We start from the raw sequence: 14,178 nt of genomic DNA on the forward strand, positions 1-14,178 counted from the left end.
TCATCGTCACTTCTTCTTCGGTTCGAGCGCTGCGATCTGCTTGGCGAAGTCGGCAACGTCCGCTTGCACGCCGGTCATCGAGTTCGCCATCATCGTCCGCTGCCAGGCGCCGACATCGGGATCGGCCATGATCGTATAGGATTGCTGCATGTAGAGCCGGCCGGTCGGCGTGCCGAAGAACGCCTTGATATCACGCATCTGGGCGACGTCGAACCGTCGCGCATAGGCACGCGCCATCGCGTCCGACATTCCCGGCAACGCGTCGCGCATCATCGTCATGGTCCGCGTCTGCTGGCGCGCCATGAACGTGTCGAACAGCGCCTTGACGCGCGGGTCGGCGTTCATCGTCTTGGCGAAATCCGGGTTCTGCGTCATGCCCTGTCGCAGATTGGCGAGCATCGGCGTCATCATGCTCTCCACCATCTGCGCACGGGTCGCGGGGGGCATGAGAATGTCGATCAGCTCATGCGCCGCCGCGAGACGTGCCGGATCGAGCGCGGGCGCCCCCACAGGAGACGTCTGCGCCTGCGCTACTGACGGGATAAGCGCGGACGCCAGCAGCATTGCGCCAAGATAACCGCGCATCATGCTGCCACCTTGGCATTGGCTGCCTTGGTCTTCAGCCATTTGTGCATCGTCGCGGCGACGTCGCGGCCGTCGCGGATCGCCCAGACGACGAGGCTTGCACCGCGGACGATGTCGCCCGCTGCAAACACGCCGTCGAGCGAGGTCATCAGCGTCTTGCCGTCGACCAATACGGTGCCCCAGCGGCTGACGCCCAGTTCCGGGGTCGCGAACAAGGTCGGCAGGTCCTCGGCGTCGAAGCCGAGCGCCTTGATGACGAGATCGGCGTCGACCGAATAATCGCCAGCAGGATCGGGTTCAGGTGCACGGCGACCGCTCGCGTCAGGCGCGCCGAGCCGCATCTTCCGCACCTTGACGCTCGACACCACGTCACCACCGTCGAAGCTCTGCGGACCCGACAGCCAGACGAACTCGACGCCCTCCTCCTCGGCATTGGCGACTTCGCGCTGCGATCCCGGCATGTTGGCGCGATCGCGGCGGTAGAGGCACTTCACCGACTTGGCGCCCTGGCGGATCGCGGTGCGGACGCAGTCCATCGCAGTGTCGCCGCCGCCGATCACGACGACGTCCTTGCCCTCCGCATTGAGACTGCCGTCGTCGAATGCGGGCACGGCGTCGCCGAAGCCCTTGCGGTTCGAGGCGACGAGGAAGTCGAGCGCGGCGACCACGCCGTTCGATCCGCCACCGGGCAGGTCCATCGCACGCGCCTTGTAGACGCCGGTCGCGACTAGGATCGCGTCGTGACGCTGGCGGAGATCGTCGAGGCTCGCATCGTCGCCGACCGCAAAGCCTTCGTGGAAGACGATGCCAGCGGCCTTGAGGCGCTCGACGCGACGCATGACGATCGGCTTTTCGAGCTTGAAGCCGGGGATGCCGTAGGTGAGCAACCCGCCCGCGCGGTCGTAGCGATCATAGACGTGCACGTCATAGCCATGCCCGCGCAGATATTCCGCCGCGGTGAGACCAGCCGGTCCCGCACCGATCACGCCGACCGACTGGCCGCGCGACTTGCCGGGGACCAGCGGTTCGACCCAGCCATTCTCCCAGGCGGTGTCGGTGATGAACTTCTCGACCGAGCCAATCGTGACCGCGCCGTGCCCGGTGAACTCGATGACGCAATTGCCTTCGCACAGCCGGTCCTGCGGGCAGATGCGGCCGCAGATCTCGGGCATCGTCGAGGTCGCGTTGCTGAGCTCGTACGCCTCGCGCAGCCGCCCTTCCGCGGTCAGCCGCAGCCAGTCAGGGATATGGTTATGGAGCGGGCAATGAACCGAGCAATACGGCACGCCACACTGCGAACAACGTCCGGCCTGCTCCTCGGCAGGCTCGACCGCGTAACGTTGCGCGATTTCGCGGAAATCGTCGGCCCGCTCGTCGGCGGTGCGCTTATCGGGATAGGATTGCTCCCGGCCGACAAATTTGAGCATCGAATCGTTCGCCATGATAGCCTCCGACAGCCGCGTTATTGCGCGATCGGAGGCTTGTCACGATCAAAACAGCATAAAGGTAAGTTATGCTGCCCTAGAAAATCGGATATCTGCTATACTTTTTGGAGAGACGTTTCTCGCAAAGTCTTATTGATGCCGATACGGTCCTACTTGCTAAGCAGCCAGATCAACGCTGCCGAACCGGCCACCACTCGGTACAAGGCGAACGGGACGAAGCCGTGCTTGGTGACGATCCCGACGAACCATTTTACCACCAGCAACGCGACGATAAACGACACTGCGGCGCCGATCGCGATCGCGCCCAGCCCGACGCCGCCACCGCTCGCGATCGCATCGCGATTCTTCAGCAGCTCGAGCGCACTCGCCCCCAGCATTGTCGGGATCGCGAGGAAGAAGCTGAACTCCGCCGCAGTACGCCGCTCGACGCCAAGCGCCAGTGCACCGAGAATCGTCGCACCGGAGCGGCTGACGCCCGGGATCATCGCCAGGCACTGCAAGAAGCCGATGCCGATCACCGTCTTCAGAGGGATGTCCGCGACGCCGCTGATGTCGCTGCGCGGTGCGAACCGCTCGACCGCGAGGATCGCGAAGCCACCGACGATCAGCGCGATCGCGACGACCTCGGCATTGCCAAGCAACGCCTCGATATATTTGTGCAGCGCCAGCCCGATCACGGCCGCCGGGATGAATGCGACCACCAGGTTGCGCAGGAACAGCCAGGATTTCGGCTCGCGCTTGATCAGCCCCATGCCGACCGCCCAGAACGTCCGCCAGTACAGCACGACGATCGCGAGGATCGCGCCGAGCTGGATGACGACGTTGAACACTTCCCAGCGCCCAGCATCATAGCCGAGCAGCCGCGTCGCGAGGATCAGGTGGCCGGTCGAGGAGACCGGCAGGAATTCGGTAATCCCCTCGACAATGCCGAGAAGGATAACGGTGAGAAGTTCGGTCAAGCGGGCGCTCCGGCGTCGCGGGGTTCAGAAGAGGCGCGGGTTTCAGGGCACGCTTAGCACGTGCAGCATTAGTCTGCGTGAACTTCCGCACGCGTTTCGGCGCGCCGACCGAACCGTCCGGCCTTGCGAAAGCGCACCAGCCAGCCCGGCGCGACCGTCGACAGCGGCGTCGCCTCGATCCCGAACGCGGCAAGGCCATCGGTGCCGGTGACGATATTGTCGCTCTGCAGCATCGTCCACTGATCCTTGGTGATCGGTGCACCCGGCAGGAAGCCGCCCTTGGCGATCAGCGCGCCGGCAAAGTCCGGTAGCTCGAGGATCGAAGGATTGCGGCCGATCGTCTTGGCGATCCAGCGGATCAGATTGCCCATCGTGATGATGTCGGGTCCGCCGAGCTCGAGGGTCTTGCCACCGAACGCCTCGGGATCAAACGCCGCCGCGACCACCGCGTCCGCCACGTTGCCGACGAACACCGGCTGGAACTTCGCGCCCGCGCGCAGCACCGGCACCACCGGCGCCTTGGCGATCATCCCGGCGAAGCGGTTCACGAACTGGTCTTCCTGACCGAACACGATCGACGGCCGCAGGATCGTCGCGTTGGGGAACGCCTCAAGCACCGCCGCCTCGCCCTGCCCCTTCGACTTGCCGTACGCCGACGCGGACTCGGGGTCCGCACCGATCGCGGAGACGTGCACCAGCGCACCGACGCCCGCCTTCGCCGCGGCCTGCGCGACGGTCTGCGCGCCCAGCGCCTGTACGCGCTGGAAATCGCCCGCCAGCACGCCGACCAGGTTCACGACCACGTCAGAGCCGTGCACCGCATGCGCGATCGTCTCGGGCTTGGTGACGTCCGCACCGACGAACTGCGTCTGGCCGAGCCCGCCGAGCGGCTTCAGGAAGAACGCCTGTCGCGGATCGCGTTGCGCGATGCGGACGCGTGCGCCCGTCGCCAGCAGCGCCTGTGCGACATAGCGGCCGACGAAACCGCCGCCCCCGATCAGCGTCACCAGTTTGTCGTTCATCACGCGTCCGTCCACTTTGTTTTGCCTGCCTATTCGCGAATAACCCCTTGCCCCAGCAAGAGGCGTGTTGACAAGCATTGCGACCCTCCCCTAGAGGCGCCCTCCTACCCCGTGCCCGGATGGCGGAATTGGTAGACGCACCAGCTTCAGGTGCTGGCGATCGCAAGGTCGTGGAGGTTCGAGTCCTCTTCCGGGCACCATACTACAGAAGCGTGGAAGAGCGGGGCGGATCTTAAGATCCGCTCGCGTTGCGCTTGACTTGTAGGATAGTGTTGCTCAGATGTTCTCGTCGCTATCGGGAGCGGGCGACATGATCAACGTATCTGACGAAAAGCGATATGCTTTCACGGTATGGCTGCGCACAGGTCGGCTGCCGCCCACGCATCGAGACAACGGACTCGAGTTCAAGTTCAATCCATATCATGACCCGCGCGACGGTCGTTTCACCTTCGCGCCAGGCGGACCACGTGCACAAGCCGAATTGGGTTCTAGCTACGCAGGTTCTCAGTCTCGATCAGTCGGCTCATCCGCAAAGTCGGGAAGCATTGGCGAGGTTGCGCCGCAAGCCGCGTCGTCGACACTGCGGAAAGTATCGACCACGTGGACTGCAATAGACCCGCGGCTAGTCCCGGGACCGCAACGGCCACCCCCTGGACGTGGTGGTAATATCCGGGCTTTCGAGGACCCGATGACGCTGGAGCATTCGTTCCCGGGTCTGCGGTCCTCGCCCGGCGGGGCGATAGTTGCCGTTGCTGACAACCTGTTCGATCTGACCGGTCCCGCGAATGCGATGACCGCGGAGGTGCTACAGAACCATGCTAGACAAATCATAGAGGAGATCAAAGCCATCGATCCCGGATGGCATTACGATGAGATCGTACCGATCGATGCGCTCGGCAATCCAATCCAAACGGTGGATGGCTTGAGCGCGAAGGTGAACGACTTGCGCTTCCAACGCGCGGTAGCGGTTGCGCGACTGAAGGGGGACTATGAGCCGCTTCAGATCGAGACACTCCGCTTCGTGCAGCAGCGCGCCGACCTCGCCTATGATCGGGGAGTGGCACTACTCAAGGCGGGGCGCCTCACGCCGAGGTTGTCTGATCAGGAGGCATTAGGCAACTATATCGACCGGCAGGTTCGCTTAAACCTTCGCGACCGTTACAATGTGCTCGGCGTAGACTCGGCTGGTGCAGGGCCGGTCCGGGTTAATCGCAGGGAGAACAATAGCTCGGGCAGCGATCTTACCTACCGACTTCCAGACGCAAGGGTGAAGGACGTGGCATTCGATGTGACGCTGACCCGGAAGACATTAAGCACTTCACAGGTCCGCGGTTTTTTCGAAGCCGACTTTCGTCCGAGCCGCGTGATCATTATCCGCCCAAGACAAATCGGAGCCGATCACACCTACGCCATTTCACGCCCGGAGACGCAACGATGAGCAGCCCGTTTTTCGATCCTCGGCCCTACGTCCCGGGATCGCTGAGTGAGATCCACGACCTGCTGGGATCAATGGTCTTGGATGCGCCAACCTTCGTGGACCCGCTCGGCGATTTTCCAAAACGAAACATACACACTATTTTTCATATGCTTGTTGAAGGGTTGGGCGTCGTTCGTAACAAGCTTAGTGAGCAAAGCTACGCGACGCTTTTGGATCTAGCGAAACGCGCGAAGGCACTGTTCGCCGCCGACCAGGAGGATACGAATGGCAATACCGACTTGGGACGAGCCCTGCTATTCGAGATGGAAGACGTGCTTAGGGATGTCCGTAATCGCCGGACGAAGGCAAAGTTGCCGGACGAGAACGGTGAAATTACTGGCGACTGACGGTGATAATCCAATAATCTAAGTGCCCATCTTCGGCCTTTGTGAGGCACCACACTACACAGAAGCAGACCCGAGCGGGGCGGACCTCAAAATCCGCCGCCCTTGTGCTTCATGTGCAGGATAATGTTGCCGAGATGGTCCCGCCGTGATGACAGGCGGGGCTGGCATGGTTCAGACATTGTGTAGCGTTGAGCGAAACGCGGTGGGCCCGGCCCGACGCTGTCGGAGCGCGTCGAGGGTTGCCTTGCGCCGGACAACCAAGCGATACAGAATCTCATGTCCGATCGGTCGTGCCTGACTGCCGTCGGTTGCCAGCCAGCGAACCAGGGGATCGATGATCGTTAGATATGTAGCAGCGGCATCGGCGATGATCGCCGCCCTCACCTCGGCCGCCGGGCAGACCAGTCCATCCCGCTATCAGCCTGGCGCGACGTTTGCGCCATTCGACATGGGCCAACCGGCAGGACGGGTACGTGCGGCGAACGGCTTGCCAGGCCCCGATTACTGGCAGAACCGCGCCGACTACCAGATACGTGCGACCCTCGATCCGGCCGCCAGGATGATCACCGACAGCGTCGATATCCGCTACACCAACGCCAGCCCCGACGTGTTGGACGTGCTCTGGCTCCAGTTCGATCAGAACCTGTATCGTCCCGGATCACGCGGCGCGGACTCACGGGGCGGTCCACCGCGGGGCAATACCGACGGCATGACGCTGGAGACCGTATCGGTCGAGATCGGCGGGCGGACGGCGACGGTGACGCCGTTGATTTCCGACACACGCGCGCAACTGCGGCTCGCGACGCCGCTGGCGGCGGGGGCGAAGGCGGTGATCCGGATCCGCTATCGGTACACCGTGCCGTCCGAGGCGTTCGGCGGGCGGACCGGGTGGCTGACATCGAAGAATGGCGGCGACATCTTTTCGATCGCACAATGGTATCCGCGAATGGCGGTATATGACGACCTGCGCGGATGGGACACGGCGCCGTATCTCGCGCAGGAATTCTACCTGGAATATGGCGACTTCAATTACTGGCTGACGCTGCCGTCGGACATGCTGGTGGCGGGATCGGGCGAATTGCAGAACCCCGCCGAGGTGCTGACGCCGACGCAGATCGCGCGGCTGGCCAAGGCGCGGACGAGCGACGCGACGGTGATCATCCGCGCGCCCGGCGAAATCAGCGACCCGGCGACACGGCCGAAGCAAGGCGGCACGCTGACCTGGCACTACCGGATGGAGAATACCCGCGACGTCGCATTCAGCGCCTCGCGAGCGTTCGCCTGGGATGCGGCGCGGATCAACCTGCCGGGCGGCAAGTCGTCGCTGGCGATGTCCTTCTACCCGGCGGAATCGCAGGGGAAGGATCGCTGGGGCCGCTCGACCGAATATCTGAAGGATTCGGTCGAGCGGTTCTCGGCGAAGTGGTTCGCGTATCCCTGGCCGGCCGCGGTCAACGTCGCGGGGCCGGCGTCGGGGATGGAATATCCGGGGATCGTGTTCGACGGCATCGACGACAAGGGCAAGGAGCTGTTCTGGATCACCGCGCACGAGATCGGGCATAGCTGGTTCCCGATGATCGTCGGCTTCGACGAGCGCCGTCATGCGTGGATGGACGAGGGCTTCAACACCTTCATCGACACCTATCAGTCGGACGCGTTCAATCGCGGCGAATACGCCCCCAAGCGCGACAGCGAGTACGCGCCGGGCGGTGGCAATCCGGTCGACGAGATCCTGCCGGTGCTGGCGGATCCCGACGCGCCGCCGATCCTGTCGCGCTCGGATACGGTGATCGAAAAGTGGCGCCACCCGGTGACGTATTTCAAATCTGCGCTCGGCCTCGTCCTATTGCGCGAGCAGATCCTCGGACCCGAGCGGTTCGATCCCGCTTTCCGCAAGTTCACCGCCGCCTGGGCGTTCAAGCACCCCAAACCCGCCGACTTCTTCCGCGCGATGGAGAGTGACGCGGGCGAGGATCTGTCGTGGTGGTGGCGAGGCTGGTACGCGAACACCTGGCAGATGGACCTCGCGGTGGCGGGGATCTCGGCCGCGAAGGACGGCACGCCGCTGGTGACCGTGGAATCGCGCGATCGGCTCGTAATGCCGGTGACGTTGCGGGTGACCTATGCCGATGGGGACAAGACCGATCTGCGGTTGCCGGCCGAGACGTGGATCCGACAGGCGACGACCGCGATCCCGGTGCCGCGGGGGATCGTGACACGGGCGGAGCTCGACCCCGATCACGCCCTGCCGGACCGCGACCGGAGCAACAATGTCGCGCAGGCGGGAGCGCGGGCCCCCTTAGCGTGACCGGCTCGGGAGTCCGGAGCCCGGATCGATCACGAGCAGCAACCGCGTAATGTCCGTGCCGGCGATCGGCGGCGAACGGTGGAGTATAACCGGCTCCTCCGCCCAGACCCGCCCCTTGAAAAGCCCGACATTGCCGACCTGCAACTCGCCTTCGGGAATCTGCGGCGCGGCGTTCGCGTGCGTCCACTGCGTGCCGGGACCGACCAGTGGCATGAGCAACCGCACCGTCACCTGATCGGCGTGGAACCTGCGACAGGCGTCGGTCTCGATCACGTCGAGCCGGATGCGAAGCGCGTCGCACGCCATCAGAGCCGCAAAATTCGACGCGAGTGGGACGATCGCGTCGGATAACGCGTCGGCAGCAGGATAGCCGGCCGACTTCAGCGCCTCGGGGATCGTCGATGCCAGCGCCCCGACCGGCACGTCCTGGTCGATATCGGCAATCGCGTCCCAGTCGAGACCCTCCAGGTCGGGCGCTTCCCGACGCTGCCAGATCGCAAGATGCACATCGGGGTCGAGGATACGCTGGAGCACCGCCAGATCGTCGCCGATCGCGACCGCCCCGTCCCGCAACGCATCCTCGCGCAGCGCCCGGACCGCACTCATTCCGCCGCCTCCAGCACCTGCACGCCCCACGCCGGAAATGGATCGCGCAAGTCCTTCCAAAACTCGGGCGTGTAGACGCAGACCGGCATGAGGCAGGCGTCGAGCTGCGTACGGATCACCGCCTCGTCCATGCCGATCCCGATGAACACGAGCTCCTGCCGTCGATCGCCCCAGATCTGGTCCCAGTGCCCTGCCACGAACCGTTCGAACCGGTCGTCGACAGGCCATTGCGTCTTCGGCACCGTCGCCCACCAGCGGCCCATTCGCGATGTCACCGTTTCACTCCCGGCGACCGACAGCTCGCCGACCCAGTCGGGCCGTGTCGCAAGCCAGAAATGGCCTTTCGCGCGGACGACGTGATCGAGTCCGCCATCGACCAGGAAATCGTGCAACCGGACCGGGTGGAACGGCGCGCGTGCGCGGTAGACGAAGCTTTCGATACCGTATTCCTCGGTCTCGGGCTGGTGATGCGCGTAACCGTAAAGCTCCTTGGCCCAGAGCGGGTTGCGCGCCGCCTTCTCCTCGTCGAACAGCCCGGTATCGAGAATTGCGGCGAGCGGCACGCGGCCTTGGTCGCACGTGACGATCCGCGCGTCGGCATTGAGCGAGGCGACCAGCTTCTTGACCACCGACAATTGCTCGGCCGATACCGCGCTCGTCTTGTTGATTACCACGACATCAGCGAACTCGATCTGTTCGACCAGCAGACCGACCAGACTCCGCGTATCCTCTTCGCCAAGCGACTGCCCGCGATCGGCAAGGAGATCTCGGCTCGAATAGTCCTTCAACAGGTTGAGCGCGTCGACCACCGTGACCATCGTATCGAGCCGTGCGACATCGCCCAGCGACACGCCGTCCTCGTCACGGAACGAGAAGGTGGTCGCGACCGGTAGAGGCTCGGAGATGCCCGTGCTTTCGATCACCAACTGGTCGAACCGCCCCGCCTCCGCCAGCGCGCGGACTTCGGCGAGCAGGTCGTCGCGCAGCGTGCAGCAGATGCAGCCGTTCGACATCTCGACCAGCGTCTCTTCGCTCCGCGCAAAAGCGGCATCGCCCCCGCGGACGAGATCGGCGTCGATGTTTACTTCGGACATGTCGTTGACGATCACCGCCACGCGCCGCCCTTCGCGATTGGCGAGGATATGGTTGAGCAAGGTCGTCTTGCCGGCCCCAAGAAAGCCGGACAGCACGGTTACCGGCAACCGGCGATCCGTCGTCCTGGCGCCGACACCATCATTGGGAGAAGCGATTGAATTCAGCGTATCCACGTTTCCACCTTGCGAATCATGATATGATGTATCATCGCGCATTGCTGTCATCGATCGCGATCAAGGTCAAGCGACAGGGCAGAAGGAGATTTCGTGATGCAATATTCAGACGAACCGGCAGGCCAGATCCTGCGCTCTGCCCCTGGTGGCGACATGCTCGATGGCTTGGCAGTATGCGCGTCGGTGATCTGCATGGTGCACTGCCTGGCGCTCCCGTTGCTGCTCGCGGCGCTGCCGGCACTGGCGACATGGTTCGATCCGGGCGAAAAATTCCATGTCGCCGTCCTCGCCTTCGCCATCCCGACGAGTGCGCTGGCGTTGATCGGAGGCTGGCGCTCGCACCGTGCCGCTCCGCCTTTGTTAATCGGGGCCGGCGGGCTCGCGCTGATGACGCTCGGGATCGTCTTCGGCGGGCACGCGGCGCTCGAGACCGCGCTGTCCGTCAGCGGCAGCCTGATGCTTGCGTTCGCGCACGTCGCCAACTGGCGCAACCGCGTCACGCACCCCGCAGCAGCAACGTGAGGCGACCGCCGACCACGCCCGGTTTCGTCCGTGCAGCGATGCTGGGCGCGCTGTTGCTCGGCAGCGCGGCTGTAGCGCGCGTTGAGACGGCCAAGACGCAATCCGGGTATCTCGCCCCCGGCGCCTTCGATCTGCTCGCCGTCCTGCCGCCCGCACCGAGGCCCGACGACCCGCGCGGCATCTCCGACAGGGCGATCTTCAAGGCGACGCGTACGTTGGTCGGAACGCCACGCTGGGCAATGGCGACCAACGACGTCAAGCTCGCGCCCGCGGACATGATGCGCGATTTCAGCTGCGCGACGGGCATTATGCTGACCCCGCAGATCGCACCGCGCATCGCCAAGTTGATCGCGCGCGCGTCGTTCGACACCGCACGCGGCACGGGGATCGCCAAGACGTTCTACAAGCGCCAGCGCCCCTTCCTGATCGACCAGGGAGCGATCTGCCAGCCCGCTGCGGAAGTCGCGGATAGCTACGATTATCCGTCGGGGCACACCACGGCAGGGTGGACTTGGGCGACATTGCTCGCCGAACTCGCCCCCGACCGCGCAAGCGCAATCCTCGCCCGCGGCCGCGCATTCGGCGAAAGCCGCATAGTCTGCGGCGTCCATAATGCGAGCGCGGTCGAGACCGGACGCCTGTCCGCATCGGCTACGCTGACCGCGATGCGAGACGTTCCCCTGTTCAACGCCGATCTCGCTGCCGCTCACGTAGAAATGGCGGCGCTCCGTCGCGATCCAACGACACCAAGACCGGCGCCTGCACTATGTTCACGGGAGTCGGCTATGATCGCCCAACGGATCGAGTGAACCGTATCGCGGTCCGGCTCCCACACGCCCTGTCACTGGGCCGCCTTAAATCCAATCAAATCCAATCCGGGCAGTCCCATCTGAGTTCAGCGAGGTGGCGGCGGCCTGACATGAATGCCCGCTGCTGACGGAACGACGCGGGTTGGCTGGTGCGCCAGCCGCAGCCAGCCACCGCGAACGACGACAAGCGCCGCGGTGGCGGCAATCACGACCAACCCCAGTTCGATCTTGCGGAGCGTGTCGCGATTGCGCGCCTCGATATTCCAGACACCGTCCCATTCCTCGTCGGATTTTTGCGCGTAACGCGGCTCGTAACGGGCCTCGTCGAAATCCGCGTCATAATCGCTGTGGTCGATCATGCGCGGTCTCCCCCCGTCGACGACCGATCGTCGCCGACCAGCATCTCGACCGGCGTATTGCCGATCGGACCAGGCGACCGATCCTCGTGGGTATGCGCGAAACCCGGCAGATCGCGGGCAGGAAATTGTCCGGCAACCATCAAGCCGAGATTGACCGCAGGATTGAAATGCCCGCCGGAGATGAAGCCAACGGCAAAGGCCATCGTGAAGACGGTGAGGCCGAAGGCAAGCGAGACGCCGACCAAACCGATCGATCCGGGTACGCTGGTGCCGGCTGCCAGTACGGCGGCGCCGCAACCGCCGAGGACCAGCCAGAAGGTACCGATCGTTTCGGCCGCAAGACGGCGCGCCGTAGCGATCGGACGCGGACGCTGCGCTGCGCTTGCCACGGTGCGAAACTGTGACGCTTCGGTCATCCTCTAACGCCTCGTGCAGGACGCCTCTTCGAGCGCCTCTGATCGTCGTAAATGGGGCGGCGGTGGCTTTTGCCACCCGCCGCCCCTGGGACTCGGCCCGTACGGCTTACTTGCCGCGCAGCGTGTTGATCAGCGCGATCCCGAGGACGCCGGCGACCGCCGCTGCGGTGAAGGGGCGCTCCTTCGAGAACTGACGCACATAGTCGACGAGCGGGCGAATATTCTCTTCGACGACGTCCTTGGCCTGACCGACGGTCTTCTGAACGGTACCGCCCAGCTGATCGGCCACGCCTTCCCTCTTGAGCGACGTGTCGCCGGTCGCGGTGCCGAGAGCTTCCTTGGCCTTGCCACCGAAATCGGTTGCGGCGCCTGCGAGGGTGTCGGTGTTCATGAATTTTCTCCTTGGTTGATAACAGGTTGAAAAGGGGGAGTTAGAAACGAGGCGTGTCGACAACGTCGCGGACGTCGTTACGATCCTCGAACGATCCGGATTGCGGACGGTTCAATGATCCTGCCATCGTTTCTTCACCCCGTGCCCCCGTGACGGCGGGACCGTCGCTCGACTTGGCACCGTCGAGCATCCGTCTGACCGCAGTCCCGGCTGCGTCGCGACCACCCAGGCCGAACGCGAGGGCAAAGGCCACGGCGATCGCACCGAGTAGCAGCCCGAACGCGAGATTGATGATGTCGTCGGCCAAACCCATGAAGCGCAGGCCGATAGCCGTGCCGAGTATGATGATCGCGATCCGCACCAGAGGCGCGGCGACGCGCGTGCCTTGGTCATTGTTACGCTCGATGGCATGGGCCACGAAGCGGGCGACGATGGATGCGAAGATGATGATCGCGCCGAACACGACCTGCCCAGATAGCGTCAGAACCTCGGCCATGATCTGCGAGCCATAAGCGAAGTTGAGCTGGCGGAACGCCTCCATCAGGTAAAAGATCAGGATTGCGAAAAAGGTGCCGGTGCCGACTGCCTTCGAGGGCACGAACGACGGTGTCGACGGTGTGGACGTGCCGAGCTCGCGGTTTTCCGTGTTACCGAAGATGCCGATCGTCTGGTCGTCCGGTCGAAGCCGGCCGTTGCCAGGAACTGCGTCAACAGACGCGACGCGAACTTGGCGATGACATAGGCGACGGCCAGGACCATGCCGGCGGCGATGACGTGCGGGATGGCGTCGAGGATGATGCGCAGCATGGCGGTGGCCAGCTGCGAGATCGCCGCGATGTCGAGCGTGTCGAGCGCCGCGATCGAGACCGGAATGATGATCAACGCGAAAACGATGCCATCGATCGTACGCGGCAGCATCGTCGGATCGGCCGGCGTAGTCGCGCCGACCTGTGTCGAGAAGCGCTCGAGATGGCTGTCCGTGATGACGCCTCGACCGCCTTCTTGGCAACCTTGGCGAGCACATAGCCCAGGAAGAAGATCAGCGCGGCACCGATGATCCGCGGGATGGCCGTGCCGAAGACCTGCAGCATGTCGCCAAGCGGGCCGGTTGCGCCGGCCAGACCCAGTGGCTGCGTCGCAAGGAACAGCGCGATCAGGAGGACCACCAATAGGCGGCATCACCGAGCTGCGCGCCGCCCGTGGTCGGGTTGCGGGGGTTGGCATTCGGCTCGTTGGCGTGGATCGCGAGCGGCGTCTTTTTAACAAGCTTGGCGACGCCCCACGTCACCGCTCGAGCGATCGGCGACGCCGGATCGGTCAGGATGCCACACGCAGCAGCAGCCTTGCCGACTTCGAAAGGCACCTTGGGATCCTTGACCTCCCCGACACGCGGATGAAATCGCCCACGGTCAGGCGGCCCGGCGTCGTACGGAATGTATCTCAGGTAGAGAATGCGTAGCTGTGGGGCGCTTTTATACCAGGCGAGCCGCTGGTGGACTTGCAGTGTCGGGCGACGAGCGGAAACCCAGCCGATCCAGTCCTACGCCGACATCAGTCGAGCATTCGTAGGACGCAAATGGGCGAAGTGTAGTTTGGTGCGTTACGCGTGATCGTCGAAGTTTGTGCTTTGCGCGCTTTTACAGGTCGCTAGGGAAAGCGCGGTC

17 protein-coding genes, 1 tRNA gene and 1 pseudogene are annotated in these 14,178 nt (G+C 64.1%); 6 read left to right on the plus strand and 13 right to left on the minus strand.

What is annotated here, in order from left to right:
• Positions 1 to 6: 6 nt before the first annotated feature.
• The 4 genes from O6W96_RS14825 to O6W96_RS14840 all read right to left on the minus strand — a co-directional run bounded on the left by O6W96_RS14825 (position 7) and on the right by O6W96_RS14840 (position 4,011).
• Positions 7 to 585, minus strand: coding sequence for a DUF2059 domain-containing protein (locus O6W96_RS14825; RefSeq protein ID WP_353470281.1), 579 nt, complete (start codon positions 583 to 585; stop codon positions 7 to 9).
• A complete protein-coding gene (locus O6W96_RS14830; protein ID WP_353470282.1) occupies positions 585 to 2,027 on the minus strand; it encodes an NAD(P)-dependent oxidoreductase in 1,443 nt (480 codons plus the stop codon). The genes O6W96_RS14825 and O6W96_RS14830 overlap by 1 nt, the downstream gene beginning before the upstream one ends.
• A 152-nt stretch (positions 2,028 to 2,179) precedes the next feature.
• Complete coding sequence (locus O6W96_RS14835; protein ID WP_353470283.1) at positions 2,180 to 2,989, minus strand: undecaprenyl-diphosphate phosphatase; 810 nt, start codon at positions 2,987 to 2,989, stop codon at positions 2,180 to 2,182.
• A gap of 68 nt (positions 2,990 to 3,057) precedes the next feature.
• Entirely contained in the window at positions 3,058 to 4,011 is a 954-nt protein-coding gene (locus O6W96_RS14840) for a complex I NDUFA9 subunit family protein (RefSeq protein WP_353470284.1), read from the minus strand.
• Positions 4,012 to 4,124: 113 nt separating this feature from the next.
• Here O6W96_RS14840 and O6W96_RS14845 point away from each other — a divergent pair.
• The 4 genes from O6W96_RS14845 (at position 4,125) to O6W96_RS14860 (ending at position 8,143) form a co-directional block, all read left to right on the plus strand.
• Positions 4,125 to 4,211, plus strand: a tRNA-Leu gene (locus O6W96_RS14845).
• A 488-nt stretch (positions 4,212 to 4,699) separates the two neighbouring features.
• Positions 4,700 to 5,449, plus strand: a complete 750-nt coding sequence (locus tag O6W96_RS14850; RefSeq protein ID WP_353470285.1) for a hypothetical protein — start codon at positions 4,700 to 4,702, stop codon at positions 5,447 to 5,449.
• Entirely contained in the window at positions 5,446 to 5,835 is a 390-nt protein-coding gene (locus tag O6W96_RS14855; RefSeq protein WP_353470286.1) for a hypothetical protein, read from the plus strand. Before O6W96_RS14850 ends, O6W96_RS14855 begins: the two co-directional genes overlap by 4 nt.
• Positions 5,836 to 6,169: 334 nt before the next feature.
• Positions 6,170 to 8,143 carry a M1 family metallopeptidase gene (locus tag O6W96_RS14860; protein WP_353470287.1) on the plus strand — a complete coding sequence of 658 codons (1,974 nt, stop codon included), beginning with the start codon at positions 6,170 to 6,172 and terminating at the stop codon, positions 8,141 to 8,143.
• Here O6W96_RS14860 and O6W96_RS14865 read toward each other — a convergent pair.
• Positions 8,135 to 8,749, minus strand: a complete 615-nt coding sequence (locus O6W96_RS14865) for a DUF1826 domain-containing protein (protein ID WP_353470288.1) — start codon at positions 8,747 to 8,749, stop codon at positions 8,135 to 8,137. The two genes, O6W96_RS14860 and O6W96_RS14865, sit on opposite strands and share 9 nt — an antisense overlap.
• Positions 8,746 to 10,017 (minus strand): GTP-binding protein, encoded by a 1,272-nt coding sequence (locus O6W96_RS14870; RefSeq protein ID WP_435372227.1) that lies wholly within the window; start codon positions 10,015 to 10,017, stop codon positions 8,746 to 8,748. Before O6W96_RS14870 ends, O6W96_RS14865 begins: the two co-directional genes overlap by 4 nt.
• Positions 10,018 to 10,113: 96 nt before the next feature.
• Here O6W96_RS14870 and O6W96_RS14875 point away from each other — a divergent pair, with 96 nt between their 5' ends.
• Positions 10,114 to 10,539, plus strand: a complete 426-nt coding sequence (locus tag O6W96_RS14875) for a MerC domain-containing protein (RefSeq protein WP_353470305.1) — start codon at positions 10,114 to 10,116, stop codon at positions 10,537 to 10,539.
• A complete protein-coding gene (locus O6W96_RS14880; protein ID WP_353470289.1) occupies positions 10,536 to 11,348 on the plus strand; it encodes an acid phosphatase in 813 nt (270 codons plus the stop codon). Before O6W96_RS14875 ends, O6W96_RS14880 begins: the two co-directional genes overlap by 4 nt.
• A gap of 86 nt (positions 11,349 to 11,434) precedes the next feature.
• Here O6W96_RS14880 and O6W96_RS14885 read toward each other — a convergent pair whose 3' ends face one another.
• The 7 genes and pseudogenes from O6W96_RS14885 to O6W96_RS14915 form a co-directional block, all read right to left on the minus strand.
• Positions 11,435 to 11,707: a hypothetical protein gene (locus tag O6W96_RS14885; RefSeq protein WP_353470290.1), complete on the minus strand. Its 273-nt coding sequence runs from the start codon at positions 11,705 to 11,707 to the stop codon at positions 11,435 to 11,437.
• Positions 11,708 to 11,814: 107 nt separating this feature from the next.
• Positions 11,815 to 12,123, minus strand: a pseudogene (locus O6W96_RS14890) (aquaporin); the annotation flags it as partial.
• Between the two features lie 106 nt (positions 12,124 to 12,229).
• Positions 12,230 to 12,514, minus strand: coding sequence for a CsbD family protein (locus O6W96_RS14895; RefSeq protein WP_353470291.1), 285 nt, complete (start codon positions 12,512 to 12,514; stop codon positions 12,230 to 12,232).
• Positions 12,515 to 12,554: 40 nt separating this feature from the next.
• Entirely contained in the window at positions 12,555 to 13,112 is a 558-nt protein-coding gene (locus tag O6W96_RS14900) for a mechanosensitive ion channel (protein ID WP_353470292.1), read from the minus strand.
• Positions 13,067 to 13,498 carry a mechanosensitive ion channel gene (locus O6W96_RS14905; RefSeq protein ID WP_353470306.1) on the minus strand — a complete coding sequence of 144 codons (432 nt, stop codon included), beginning with the start codon at positions 13,496 to 13,498 and terminating at the stop codon, positions 13,067 to 13,069. The genes O6W96_RS14900 and O6W96_RS14905 overlap by 46 nt, the downstream gene beginning before the upstream one ends.
• On the minus strand, positions 13,393 to 13,680 hold the full coding sequence (locus O6W96_RS14910; protein ID WP_353470293.1) for a mechanosensitive ion channel family protein: 288 nt from the start codon (positions 13,678 to 13,680) through the stop codon (positions 13,393 to 13,395). Before O6W96_RS14910 ends, O6W96_RS14905 begins: the two co-directional genes overlap by 106 nt.
• The gene (locus O6W96_RS14915) at positions 13,668 to 13,877 is read right to left on the minus strand and encodes a hypothetical protein (RefSeq protein ID WP_353470294.1); all 210 of its coding nucleotides are present in this window, start codon (positions 13,875 to 13,877) and stop codon (positions 13,668 to 13,670) included. Before O6W96_RS14915 ends, O6W96_RS14910 begins: the two co-directional genes overlap by 13 nt.
• Between the last annotated feature and the right edge of the window lie 301 nt (positions 13,878 to 14,178).

This window comes from Sphingomonas faeni, from assembly GCF_040407495.1.
GTDB lineage: Bacteria > Pseudomonadota > Alphaproteobacteria > Sphingomonadales > Sphingomonadaceae > Sphingomonas > Sphingomonas faeni_D.